Below are 11801 nucleotides of genomic sequence, written 5' to 3'. Positions count from 1 at the left end.
AGAACCTGAATGCCTGTCCAGATCACAGCGGACTCCAATCCCCTCCGGCACGAATCCGATCGGCGCCTCAACCGCATCGCGGGACCGAGCGGGCTCGTCATCTTCGGTGTCACCGGAGACCTGTCGCGCAAGAAGCTCATGCCCGCGGTCTACGACCTCGCCAACCGCGGCCTGCTCCCACCGGGCTTCGCGCTCGTCGGGTTCGCCCGGAGGGACTGGGAGGACCAGGACTTCATGGAGGTCGTGCACGAGTCCGTGAGGAAGTACGCGCGCACGGAGTTCCGCGAGGAGGTCTGGGAGCAGCTCGCTCAGGGCATCCGCTTCGTCCCCGGCGAATTCGGTGACGACGCGGCGTTCCAACAGCTCAAGGAGACGATCGAGGAGCTCGACGCCGATCGCGGGACGATGGGCAACCACGCGTTCTACCTCTCGATCCCGCCGAAGGCCTTCCCGGAGGTGACCGAGCAGTTGCGTCGCTCGGGGCTCGCGGAGCAGAAGGAGGGGCAGTGGCGACGCGTCGTCATCGAGAAGCCCTTCGGGAGCAACCTCCGAACCGCTCGTGAACTCAACGCGGTCGTCGAATCGGTGTTCCCGGCGGACAGCGTCTTCCGCATCGACCACTACCTCGGCAAGGAAACGGTCCAGAACATCCTCGCGCTGCGCTTCGCCAACCAGCTCTACGAGCCGCTGTGGAACGCCAACTACGTCGACCACGTGCAGATCACGATGGCCGAGGACATCGGCGTTGGCGGCCGGGCGGGCTACTACGACGGTATCGGCGCGGCGCGCGACGTGATCCAGAACCACATCCTCCAGCTCCTCGCCCTCACGGCGATGGAGGAGCCCATCGCGTTCGACGCGGCCGCTCTTCGTGCCGAGAAGGAGAAGGTCCTCGGGGCCGTCTCCCTGCCCGAGGACCTCGGGTCGGCGACGGCTCGCGGTCAGTACGCCGGAGGTTGGCAGGGCGGTGAGCGTGTGCCCGGCTTCCTCGACGAGGAGGGCATGGACCCGCAATCGACGACGGAGACATTCGCCGCGATGCGCCTCGACATCAACACGCGCCGCTGGTCGGGGGTTCCTTTCTACTTGCGCACAGGCAAGCGTCTCGGTCGCCGCGTGACCGAGATCGCTGTCGTGTTCAAGCGGGCCCCGCAGCACCTCTTCGCCGACTCGCAGACGTCCGAGCTGGGACAGAACGCCCTCGTGATCCGCGTGCAGCCCGACGAGGGCGTCACGATCCGGTTCGGCTCCAAGGTCCCCGGTGCGGGGATGCAGGTCCGCGACGTCACGATGGACTTCGGCTACGGCCATGCCTTCACCGAGGCGAGCCCCGAGGCGTACGAGCGACTCATCCTCGACGTTCTCCTCGGCGACCCGCCTCTCTTCCCCCGCCACGAAGAGGTCGAACTCTCGTGGAAGATCCTCGACCCGATCGAGGAGTTCTGGGCCGCTCAGGACGGTCCGCTCGAACAGTACGCCCCGGGCTCCTGGGGTCCGTCATCCGCCGACGCTCTCATCGAGCGCGACGGCAGAAGCTGGAGACGTCCGTGATCGTCGACCTTCCCGACACCACCATCAGCGCGGTGTCCAAGACCCTCGTGACGCTGCGGGAGGACGGCGGCGCCGTCGCCCTCGGCCGCGTCCTCACCCTCGTGATCGTCTCGTCTGACGGCGAGGAGGAGGAAGCCATCGAGGCCGCGAACGACGCGTCGCGCGAGCACCCCATGCGCGTCATCGTCGTGTGTCGCGTCGACGCCTCGTCGGCGGACCCGCGGCTCGACGCGGAGATCCGGGTGGGCGGCGATGCCGGAGCGAGCGAGGTCATCATCCTCCGCGCCCACGGTGACGCTGCGAGCAACGAAGAGAGCCTCGTGACGGGGCTGCTCCTGCCGGATGCGCCCGTCGTCGCGTGGTGGCCGAGCAAGCCGCCGCAGGACGTCGCCAACTCCCCGATCGGCGCCATCGCCCAGCGTCGCATCACGGACTCGTCGACCGACGAGGACCCGGAGGCCGCGCTGCTCCGTCTCGCCGAGCACTACAAGCCCGGCGACACGGACTTCGCGTGGACGCGACTGACGCTCTGGCGGGCGCAGCTCGCCGCCGTGCTCGACCAGCCGCCGTACGAGCAGGTCACGGCCGTCTCGGTGTCGGGCGCGTCCGATTCTCCGTCGACCATCCTGCTCGCGACCTGGTTGCAACTCGCACTCGACGTCCCGGTCGAGCACGAGTTGACCACGGGACGGTCCGGCATCGGCGGCATCCACGGCGTCACACTGACGCGAGCGAGCGGCGAGATCTCGCTCGAGCGGCCCGAGTCGACCATCGCGTCGCTCCAGCAGCCCAACCAGCCGACGCACGACATCGCGCTTCCGCGACGCACACTGCGCGACTGCCTCGCGGAAGAACTCCGCAGACTCGACCCCGACGTTCTCTTCGGTGAGGTCATGACGAGGGGTCTCCCGCAGTTCCTCGCGCAGACGACCCCGGTGAAGGGACGCTCCGGAGAATGAGCAACGAACGGCGCGTACTCGTCCACGCGGACGCTGAGGCCCTCGCGGCTTCGATCACGGCTCGGTTCCTCACAAAGGTGATCGACCTGCTCGATGAGCGCGAGCGCATCAACGTCGTCCTCGAGGGCGGTCGCGTCGGCGTCCGCGTCCTCGAGGCCATCAACGCCTCGCCGGCGCGCGACGGCGTCGATTGGAGCCGTGTCCACTTCTGGTGGTGTGACGAGCGATGGGCGCCGGCGGGTCATGACGATCGCAACGACACGAAGGCGCGTCGCGCGCTCCTCGATCACATCGACCAGCCGGCGGAGTGCGTCCATGCATTCGCCGCCTCCGACGAGGGCTTGACGCTCGATGAAGCCGCGTCCGCATATTCGGACGATCTCGCGGCACACGCCGAAGGCGACTCTTCGCTGCCGGTCTTCGACATCACGTTCCTCGGCGTCGGCCCGGACGGACACACGGCCTCGCTCTTTCCCGACAGCGCCGAGGTCTCGGAGCGCGACGCGTGCGTCGTCGCCGTCCGCAACGCACCGAAACCGCCTCCAGAGCGGCTGTCGCTCACACGGCACGTGCTCAACTCGTCCCAGCGCATCTGGGTCGAGATGTCGGGGGCCGACAAGGCCTCCGTCCTCGGACTCGCTCTGGCCGGCGCCGCATACACTGAAGTCCCGATCGCCGGTGTCAAAGGCCGCAAGCGCACCGTGTTCTTCGTGGACAACGCCGCCGCCTCCGAGGTGCCGGAGCACCTCATCGCCCGCGACTACTGAGTCGAGAGCAACGAAGAAGGCCCCGACCGGGAAGCGGTCGGGGCCTTCTTCGTGGTAAGGCGTCAGGCGATGCGGGTCGTCACGCGGAGGTGCCGCGGCGCTCGCGGAGCTGACGAAGAGCGTCGTCGAGGAGCTGCTCGGCCTCCTCCTCGGTGCGCCGTTCCTTCACGTACGCGAGGTGGGTCTTGTACGGCTCGAGTTTCGTGACCTCCGGCGGGTTGTTGCGGTCCCGTCCGGCGGGCAGGCCCGATGAGGGGCTGTCGATGACGTCGGGGATCTCCTCGTCCGGCAGGTTCGCCGCGAAGTACTTCACGGTCTCGTTGCCGAGGGCGTCCCAGTACGAGATCGCGATGCGATCGGCGTGGTAGCCGTGGTCCTGCTCACCCATGGGTCCCGCGCCGACGCGCGAACCCCTGATGGCACTTCCTCCTGCAGCCATTCGTTCCTCCTAGACGGCCGTCGCGAACTTCGTGAGAAGCCCGAGGACGACGATGCTTGCGAACCACACGAGGCCGAGCACGACCGTGATGCGGTTCAGGTTGCGCTCCGCGACTCCGGAAGCGCCGAGGTTCGAGCCCATGCCTCCGCCGAACATGTCGGAGAGCCCGCCCCCGCGACCCTTGTGAAGCAGGATCAGGAAGGTCAGCAGGAGGCTGGTGATGCCCAGCACGACCTGGAGGACGACTTGCAGAATATCCACGGAGGACCTTTCTTCGACGGGCGCGGTGATCCGAGGGCCGCCGTCAAGTATAACCGGACGGCCCCCGTGATCAGACGCCGACGTGCTTCTGGAACCGGACGATGCTCGAGAACTCGTTCACATCGAGGCTCGCGCCGCCGATGAGCGCACCGTCGACGTTCGGCTCGCGCATGAAGCCCGCGATGTTCGAGGACTTCACGGAGCCGCCGTAGAGGATCCGGGTGCGGGTCGCCGCCTCGTCGCCGAGGATCTCACGGACGACGTCACGCAGGGCGGCCGCGACCTGCTCGGCCTGATCCGGCGTGGCCGCCTGACCGGAACCGATCGCCCAGACGGGCTCGTAGGCCACGACGATGTCGGCACCGGCGTCGAGTCCCTCGAGTGCCGTCCGGAGCTGAGCGACGGGAACCGCGCTCGGGCCGTGCTTCTCGAGATCCTCGGCCGTCTCGCCGACACACACGACCGGCACGAGCCCGTGCTTGACCGCCGCAGCGGTCTTCGCCGCCACGACGGTGTCGTCCTCCGCGTGGAGCGTACGACGCTCGGAGTGCCCGATGATGACGTACGTGCAGTCGAGCTGCGCGAGGAAAGCCCCCGAGATCTCACCCGTGTAGGCGCCCGAGTCGTGCATCGACAGGTCCTGGGCGCCGAAGGCGATCGAGAGCTTGTCTGCGGCGACGAGCGTCTGCACGGAGCGGAGGTCGGTGAACGGCGGGAACACCGCGACCTCCGCAGCGTCGAAGTCGTGTGAGGCGTCCTTGAGCGTCCAGGCGAGCTTCTGCACGAAGGCGATGGCCTGGAGGTGGTCCAGGTTCATCTTCCAATTGCCCGCGAGGAGCGGGACCCTGTTCACTGCCATCCGAGGACCTCCAGTCCCGGGAGACGCTTGCCCTCGAGGAATTCGAGGCTCGCGCCACCGCCTGTCGAAATGTGACCGAACTGGTCGTCGGAGAAGCCCAGGGAGCGAACGGCCGCAGCGGAGTCGCCTCCCCCGACGACACCGAGCCCGTCGACCTCGGTGAGCGCCTGAGCGACCGCCTTCGTTCCGGCCGCGAACGGCTCGAGCTCGAAGACGCCCATGGGCCCGTTCCAGAACACCGTCTTCGATGCGGCGATGCGCTCCGCGAACGCCGCCGCCGTGTCGGGACCGATGTCGAGGCCGAGTCCGGACGAGCCGAAGGACGTCGACTCGATCGCATCGGCCGCCGTGACCTCGTGAGCGGCGTCTGCCGCGAACTTCTCCGCGACGACGACGTCCGTCGGGAGCACGATCTCGACGCCCCGTTCCTTCGCCTCGGCCAAGTAGCCCTTGACCGTGTCGATCTGATCGGTCTCGAGGAGGCTCGACCCCACCGGGTGGCCGAGCGCAGCCAGGAACGTGAACAGCATGCCGCCGCCGACGAGCAGTGAGTCGACGCGGGGCAGCAGGTGGCCGATGACCCCGAGCTTGTCGGACACCTTCGATCCGCCGAGCACGACGGTGTAGGGACGCTCGGGGTTCTCGGTCAGACGATCGAGGACCTCGAGCTCGGCGGCGATGAGCAGCCCGGCGGCGCTCGGCAGGGCCGATGCGAGCTCGAACACGCTCGCCTGCTTGCGGTGGACGACACCGAAGCCGTCCGAGACGAAGACGTCTCCGAACGCGGCGAGACGCTCGGCGAACGCGCGGCGCTCGTCCGCGTCCTTGCTCGTCTCGGCGGCGTTGAACCGGAGGTTCTCGAGCAGGGCGACGTCGCCGTCACCGAGACCGGCGACGGCTTCGGCGGCGGAGTCCCCCACCGTGTCGATAGCGAAGGCGACGGGCTTCCCGAGAAGTTCGCTCAGCCTCTGGGCGACGGGAGCGAGCGTGTACTTCTCGTCCGGCTCGCCGTCGGGTCGCCCGAGGTGGGAGATCACGACGACGCGAGCTCCCTGGTTGACGATCGCGTTGATCGTGGCGAGGGATGCCCGCACACGGCCATCGTCCGTGATGAGCCCGTCCTTCACAGGAACGTTGAGGTCACAACGGACGATGACGCGCTTGCCTGCGAGCGATCCCAGAGAGTCGAGGGTGCGCAGAGTCACGAGGAGCTCAGAGACGGTCTGCGACGTACTCGGTGAGGTCGACGAGACGGTTGGAGTAGCCCCACTCGTTGTCGTACCACGCGGAGAGCTTGACCTGGTTACCCAGGACGCGGAGGAGACCGGCGTCGAAGATCGACGAGTGCGGGTCGGTGACGATGTCGCTCGAGACGATCTCGTCCTCGGTGTACTTGAGGATGCCCTTGAGCGGTCCCTCGGCGGCCTCCTTGTAGGCGGCCTTGACCTCGTCGACCGTCACGGGCGTCTTCGTCTCGACCGTGAGGTCGGTGATGGAACCGGTGGGGATGGGCACGCGGAGCGCGAAACCGTCGAGCTTGCCCTTGAGCTCGGGGAGGACGAGGCCGATGGCCTTCGCCGCACCCGTGGAGGTCGGGACGATGTTGACAGCGGCGGCGCGCGCGCGACGGAGGTCGCTGTGGGGGCCGTCCTGCAGGTTCTGGTCGGCGGTGTAGGCGTGCACCGTGGTCATGAGACCGCGCTCGATGCCGAACTTGTCGTTGAACACCTTCGCGAGCGGCGCGAGGCAGTTCGTCGTGCAGGAGGCGTTCGAGATGATGTGGTGGTTCGCGGGGTCGTACGAGTCCTCGTTGACGCCCATCACGAAGGTGGCGTCCTCGCCCTTGGCGGGAGCCGAGATCAGGACCTTCTTCGCGCCGGCCTGGATGTGCTTGCGGGCATCCTCGGCGTTCGTGAAACGACCGGTGGACTCGATGACGATGTCGACACCGAGCTCCCCCCACGGGAGGTTGGCGGGGTCGCGCTCCTCGAAGACCTTGATGGACTTGCCGTCGACGGTGATCTGCTCTCCGTCGTAGTCGACCTCGGCGTTCAGTCGACCGGTGATCGAGTCGTACTTCAACAGGTGGGCGAGCGTCTTGTTGTCGGTGAGGTCGTTGACCGCGACGATCTCGAGGTCGCTGCCCTTGGCGAGGGCCGCGCGGAGGTAGTTACGGCCGATGCGGCCGAACCCGTTGATACCGATCTTTACTGACAAGAGTGACTCCTGTTTATGAGGCGCAATGCGCTGTTGTGCTGTCCGGGATGGACGGTGGTGAGTTCGGGACTCCGCGAGCGCCGCGTGGGGCGGGCGGAGAGGATCGGGCCGTCTCCACGGTGGAGCCCGGAGACGGCCCGATCGATTAAGACAGTACCAGCAGGCCGTTCGTCTTCTCACGAGCGGCGGTGAAGCGCGCCTGAACGTTCGACCAGTCGACGATGTTCCAGAAGGCCTTCACATAGTCGGCCCGCACGTTCTGGTAGTCGAGGTAGTACGCGTGCTCCCAGACGTCGAGCATGAGCAGCGGGACGAGACCGAGCGGGACGTTGCCCTGCTGGTCGAAGAGCTGGAAGACGCTGATGCGCTGTCCGATGACGTCCCAGGCGAGGACGGACCAGCCGGAGCCCTGCACGCCGAGAGCGGTCGCCGTGAAGTGGGCCTGGAAGGCGTCGAACGAGCCGAACGAGTCGTCGAGCGCCGCGGCGAGCTCGCCCGTGGGCTTGTCTCCGCCGTTCGGGGACATGTTCGTCCAGAAGATGGAGTGGTTCACGTGTCCGCCGAGGTTGAACGCGAGGTCCTTCTCGAGCTTGTTCACGTTCGCGAGGTTTCCGGTCTCGCGAGCCTCCGCGAGCTGGGCGAGGGCCGTGTTGGCCCCCGTGACGTAGGTCTGGTGATGCTTCGAGTGGTGCAACTCCATGATGCGTCCCGAGATGCTCGGTTCCAACGCACTGTAGTCGTAAGCCAGATCGGGAAGTGTGTATTCAGCCATCGATATCTCCTCTTTCCCGCCCTTCACCCGAGTCGGCGGAGGGCCTTTGAGCGACGAGTCGAGTCTACTCGCGCGTGTGGTCGCCGCTGCCGGGTTGAAACTCCCGCGACGACCGACCGGTCACAGGTCGTCGAGGTCCGCCGGCAGGTTCGCCGACGTGCCAGGAAGGCCGAGATCGGACGCTTTCTTGTCCGCCATGGCGAGGAGCCGCCGGATGCGACCGGCGATGGCGTCCTTCGTCATCGGCGGGTCCGCATGGTGGCCGAGCTCGTCGAGGCTCGCGTCGCGGTGGGCGAGCCGGAGGCGACCGGCGTAGGCGAGGTGCTCGGGCACGTCGTCTGCCAGGATCTCCATCGCGCGCTCGACGCGCGCGCACGCGGCGACGGCGGCTTGCGCCGAGCGGCGCAGGTTCGCGTCGTCGAAGTTGACGAGGCGGTTCGCCGTGGCACGGACCTCACGGCGCTGCCGCATCGCCTCCCAGGACGCGACGGTCTCCGCTGCACCCATGAGCGAGAGCATCGTGCTGATCGCCTCGCCGTCGCGGATCACGACGCGGTTGACCCCACGCACCTCACGTGCCTTGGCCGTGACGCCGAGGCGTCCGGCCGCTCCGACGAGCGCCATCGCCGACTCGTTGCCGGGACACGTCACCTCGAGAGCCGACGAACGGCCGGGGTCGGTGAGGGAACCGGCGGCGAGGAACGCACCGCGCCAGACGGCGGCGATCTCGTCGCGCGACCCCGTCGTGAGTCGGTTCGGGAGGCCCCGTACGGGCCGACGGCGCGCATCGAGAAGACCGGTCTGGCGTGCGAGCGTCTCGCCCCCTTCGATCACACGCACGAGGTAGTAGGGCGTGCGTCGCGATCCGGACGGCGACACGACGGACCCCTCGCTGCGCATCCCGTAGAGCTCGACGAGGTCACGCCGCACTCGCGTCGCCAGTTCCGGCGTCTCGAGTTCCGACTCGATCGCGATACGACCCGAGATGACATGGAGTCCGCCGCTGAATCGCAGGATCGACGCGAGTTCCGCGGCGCGCACCGAGGTGCGCGATTCGCGCACGCGGGTGAGTTCCGCTTTGACGTCCGTCGTGAGGGCCAATCTTCGTCCTTCGTTCCGTGTTCGTGTGGTCGCTTCGAGCGACCGTCATTCCCGCCCGAGGTCACGGTGGTTGAGCGTCACCGCGACTCCCTCGAGCTCCGAGAGCTTACTCGCGAGGTACTCCGTCATCGCGACGGAACGGTGCTTGCCGCCCGTGCAGCCGAGGGCGAGGACCGCATGCCGCTTGTTCTCCCTCTGGTAGCCGTCGAGAACGGGGACGAGTGCCTCGAGGTAGTGATCGAGGAACTCCGTCGCGCCGTCGCGGCTCAGGACGTACTCGCTCACCGGTTCGTCGAGACCCGTGAGCGCCTTGAGCTCCGGCACCCAGAAGGGGTTCGGCAGGAACCGCGCGTCCGCGACCATGTCCGCGTCGGGCGGCAAGCCGTATTTGAAGCCGAAGCTCATGATCGTGAGGTGGAGCGACGGCGCTCCCTCCTCCGAGAACAGGTCGCGGATCTTCGTCGCGAGCTGATGGATGTTGAGGTCCGAGGTGTCGACGACGATGTCGCTCGACTCGCGGATGGCCGCGAGTCGCCCGCGTTCGATCCGGATCCCGTCGACGACCGTTCCGGATCCCTGCAGGGGGTGCGGACGCCGAACGGCCTCGAAGCGCCGGACGAGCACGGCGTCCGAGGCGTCGAGGAAGAGGATGCGCACGTGCGCTCCCCCACGCATGCTCTGCACGATGTCCTGCAGGGCGGCGAAGAAGTCACGACCACGGACGTCGACGACGGCGGCCACTCGTGGGATCGCACCCTCGGCCCGCTCCGCGAGATCCGTGAGGGGGCGCAGCATCTGTGGCGGCAGGTTGTCGACGACGTACCAGTCGAGGTCCTCGAGGACGTTCGCAGCGGTGGATCGGCCGGCGCCAGACATGCCCGTGACGATCAGTACCTGCTGCGGCGTCGGAGGCTCCTCGACCATCCGTCACCTCGTTCCTTCAGCTCAGGTCTGAACGTCACCCAGCCTAGTCATTCCTCAGCCGGTCGTGGACGGCCGACGCGAGCTGCGGACCGATGCCCTTGACCTCGGCGATCTGGTCCGTGGTCGCCGCTTTCAACCGCGAGACGGACCCGAACGCCGTGAGGAGCTGCTTCACACGCGACGGCCCGAGCCCGGGGATCTCGCCGAGCACCGACGAGATGTCGCGCCGCCGACGCTGGCGCTGATAGCTGATCGCGAACCGGTGGGCCTCGTCACGCACGCGCTGGATGAGGAAGAGCGCCTCGCTCCCCCGCGGCAGGATCACGGGGAAGTCGCTGTCTGGCACCCAGATCTCCTCGAGCCGCTTGGCGATGCCCGCGAGGGTGATGCCCTCGACGCCGGACTCCTCGAGTGCGCGTTGCGCGGCGGCGACCTGCGGTGCGCCGCCGTCGACGAGCAGGAGCTGAGGCGGGTAGGCGAACTTCTTCGGCTTCGCGACGGCTTCGACCTCACCGTCGGCGAGAGGATCCGCCGGCGCCTCGGGCGCGTCCGGATCGGGAGCACCCCGCAGGTAGGCGAGGCGACGGGTGAGCACCTGATGGATCGAGTCGGTGTCGTCGGTCGACGAGGCGATCGAAAACCGTCGGTACTGGTCCTTCCGAGGAAGTCCGTCCTCGAACACGACCATGGAGGCGACGATGTTGGTGCCCGACAGGTGCGAGACGTCGTAGCACTCGATACGGAGCGGGGCTTCGTCCATGCCGAGCGCGTCCTTGATGTCACCCAGAGCCGACGATCTCGCGACGAAATCGCCACTCCTCCGCGTCTTGTAGAGCTGGAGCGAGTGCTTCGCGTTGACCACGGCCGTCTCCATGAGAGCGACTTTCTCACCGCGCTTCGCGACCTGGACCTTGACCTTGCCGCGGCCTCGCCGCTCACTGAGGAACGCCTCGAGTTCGACGAGATCGTCAGGCACGGCCGGAACGTAGATCTCCTTCGGGATCGACTCGCTGCCGGCGTCGGCGTAGACGCGCAAGAGGGTGCGCTCGACGAGTTCCGGCGTCTCGATGTCGAGCTCCTTGTCGACCGTCCACGAGCGGACACCCCGGACGCGACCGCCTCGCACGATGAACTGCTGGACGGCCGCCGAGAGCTCGTCGTGTTCGAAGCCGAAGAGGTCGGCGTCGACGCGGTCCGCGAGTACGACGGCGCTCTTCTCGAGGACGGCCTCGAGAGCGAGGAGCCGATCCCGGTAGCGCGCCGCTGCTTCGTAGTCCTGGCGTTCGGCCGCGGCCTTCATCTTCTTGGTCGCGTCGGTCGTGAACCGACGGTCGTGTCCGGACATGAACGCGACGAAGTCGTCGACGATCGCGCGGTGCTCCTCGATCGTGACTCGGCCGGAGCACGGTCCTCCGCATCGTCCGATCTGACCGGGGAAGCACGGCCGCCCCGACTGCATCGCCCTCTTGTAGCTCGAGTCCGAGCACGTGCGGATGGGGAACGCCTTGATCATGAGGTCGATCGTGTCGTGCACTGCCCAGATCTTCGGGTACGGGCCGAAGTACTTGGCGCCTCGGATCTTCGTGTTCCGCGTCACCATGACGCGTGGTGCTTCATCGCCGAGAGTGATCGCCATGAACGGGTACGTCTTGTCATCGCGGAACTTGACGTTGAAGGGCGGGTCGAACTCTTTGATCCAGGTGTACTCCAACTGGAGCGCCTCGATGTCCGAGCCGACGACCGTCCACATCACGCCCGTCGCGGACGTGACCATCCTCCGCGTGCGCTCGTGCAGAGTGTGCAGCGGTGCGAAGTAGTTGGAGAGCCTTGCGCGGAGGTTCTTCGCCTTCCCGACATAGAGCACGCGTCCGCCATCGCCCGTGAACCGGTAGACGCCGGGCTGCGTCGGGATCTCACCGGCCTTCGGCCGATAGGACCGTGGATCCGCCAT

The 11801-nt window shown here is 67.4% G+C and carries 12 protein-coding genes; 3 read left to right on the top strand and 9 right to left on the bottom strand.

Going from position 1 to position 11801, the window contains the following annotated elements; genetic code table 11:
- Positions 1 to 9: 9 nt before the first annotated feature.
- Genes zwf through pgl form a run of 3 tightly spaced genes read left to right on the top strand, consistent with a single transcriptional unit; the run spans position 10 to position 3277 of the window.
- Complete coding sequence (gene zwf / locus ELQ90_RS06590) at positions 10 to 1551, top strand: glucose-6-phosphate dehydrogenase (RefSeq protein ID WP_128494475.1); 1542 nt, start codon at positions 10 to 12, stop codon at positions 1549 to 1551.
- Positions 1548 to 2510, top strand: a complete 963-nt coding sequence (locus ELQ90_RS06585; protein ID WP_128494474.1) for a glucose-6-phosphate dehydrogenase assembly protein OpcA — start codon at positions 1548 to 1550, stop codon at positions 2508 to 2510. The genes zwf and ELQ90_RS06585 overlap by 4 nt, the downstream gene beginning before the upstream one ends.
- Positions 2507 to 3277, top strand: coding sequence for a 6-phosphogluconolactonase (gene pgl, locus ELQ90_RS06580; protein ID WP_128494473.1), 771 nt, complete (start codon positions 2507 to 2509; stop codon positions 3275 to 3277). The genes ELQ90_RS06585 and pgl overlap by 4 nt, the downstream gene beginning before the upstream one ends.
- Positions 3278 to 3356: 79 nt before the next feature.
- Here pgl and ELQ90_RS06575 read toward each other — a convergent pair whose 3' ends face one another.
- The 9 genes from ELQ90_RS06575 to uvrC all read right to left on the bottom strand — a co-directional run bounded on the left by ELQ90_RS06575 (position 3357) and on the right by uvrC (position 11801).
- The gene (locus ELQ90_RS06575; protein ID WP_128494472.1) at positions 3357 to 3716 is read right to left on the bottom strand and encodes an RNA polymerase-binding protein RbpA; all 360 of its coding nucleotides are present in this window, start codon (positions 3714 to 3716) and stop codon (positions 3357 to 3359) included.
- Positions 3717 to 3725: 9 nt separating this feature from the next.
- Positions 3726 to 3977: a preprotein translocase subunit SecG gene (gene secG, locus ELQ90_RS06570; protein ID WP_128494471.1), complete on the bottom strand. Its 252-nt coding sequence runs from the start codon at positions 3975 to 3977 to the stop codon at positions 3726 to 3728.
- A 70-nt stretch (positions 3978 to 4047) separates the two neighbouring features.
- Positions 4048 to 4836: a triose-phosphate isomerase gene (gene tpiA / locus ELQ90_RS06565; protein ID WP_128494470.1), complete on the bottom strand. Its 789-nt coding sequence runs from the start codon at positions 4834 to 4836 to the stop codon at positions 4048 to 4050.
- The gene (locus ELQ90_RS06560) at positions 4827 to 6041 is read right to left on the bottom strand and encodes a phosphoglycerate kinase (protein ID WP_128494469.1); all 1215 of its coding nucleotides are present in this window, start codon (positions 6039 to 6041) and stop codon (positions 4827 to 4829) included. The genes tpiA and ELQ90_RS06560 overlap by 10 nt, the downstream gene beginning before the upstream one ends.
- 7 nt (positions 6042 to 6048) lie before the next feature.
- Positions 6049 to 7053, bottom strand: a complete 1005-nt coding sequence (gene gap / locus ELQ90_RS06555; RefSeq protein WP_128494468.1) for a type I glyceraldehyde-3-phosphate dehydrogenase — start codon at positions 7051 to 7053, stop codon at positions 6049 to 6051.
- Between the two features lie 145 nt (positions 7054 to 7198).
- Entirely contained in the window at positions 7199 to 7825 is a 627-nt protein-coding gene (locus ELQ90_RS06550) for a superoxide dismutase (RefSeq protein ID WP_128494467.1), read from the bottom strand.
- Between the two features lie 120 nt (positions 7826 to 7945).
- Positions 7946 to 8926: a DNA-binding protein WhiA gene (whiA, locus tag ELQ90_RS06545; protein ID WP_128494466.1), complete on the bottom strand. Its 981-nt coding sequence runs from the start codon at positions 8924 to 8926 to the stop codon at positions 7946 to 7948.
- A 45-nt stretch (positions 8927 to 8971) separates the two neighbouring features.
- Positions 8972 to 9850: an RNase adapter RapZ gene (gene rapZ / locus ELQ90_RS06540; protein ID WP_128494465.1), complete on the bottom strand. Its 879-nt coding sequence runs from the start codon at positions 9848 to 9850 to the stop codon at positions 8972 to 8974.
- Between the two features lie 43 nt (positions 9851 to 9893).
- A complete protein-coding gene (uvrC, locus tag ELQ90_RS06535; RefSeq protein WP_128494464.1) occupies positions 9894 to 11801 on the bottom strand; it encodes an excinuclease ABC subunit UvrC in 1908 nt (635 codons plus the stop codon).

Source organism: Labedella phragmitis (genome assembly GCF_004078635.1).
Classification (GTDB): Bacteria; Actinomycetota; Actinomycetes; order Actinomycetales; family Microbacteriaceae; genus Labedella; species Labedella phragmitis.
The sequence above is the reverse complement of the archived record's forward strand: the minus strand, read 5'-3'. Positions and strand labels throughout refer to the sequence as shown.

Excerpts from the sequence above, each read along its gene's own strand:
- zwf (WP_128494475.1), top strand. The coding sequence starts at position 10 with ATGCCTGTCCAGATCACAGCGGACTCCAATCCCCTCCGGCACGAATCC.
- pgl (WP_128494473.1), top strand. The coding sequence starts at position 2,507 with ATGAGCAACGAACGGCGCGTACTCGTCCACGCGGACGCTGAGGCCCTC.
- ELQ90_RS06575 (WP_128494472.1), bottom strand. The coding sequence starts at position 3,716 with ATGGCTGCAGGAGGAAGTGCCATCAGGGGTTCGCGCGTCGGCGCGGGA.
- tpiA (WP_128494470.1), bottom strand. The coding sequence starts at position 4,836 with ATGGCAGTGAACAGGGTCCCGCTCCTCGCGGGCAATTGGAAGATGAAC.
- ELQ90_RS06550 (WP_128494467.1), bottom strand. The coding sequence starts at position 7,825 with ATGGCTGAATACACACTTCCCGATCTGGCTTACGACTACAGTGCGTTG.
- rapZ (WP_128494465.1), bottom strand. The coding sequence starts at position 9,850 with ATGGTCGAGGAGCCTCCGACGCCGCAGCAGGTACTGATCGTCACGGGC.
- uvrC (WP_128494464.1), bottom strand. The coding sequence starts at position 11,801 with ATGGCGGATCCACGGTCCTATCGGCCGAAGGCCGGTGAGATCCCGACG.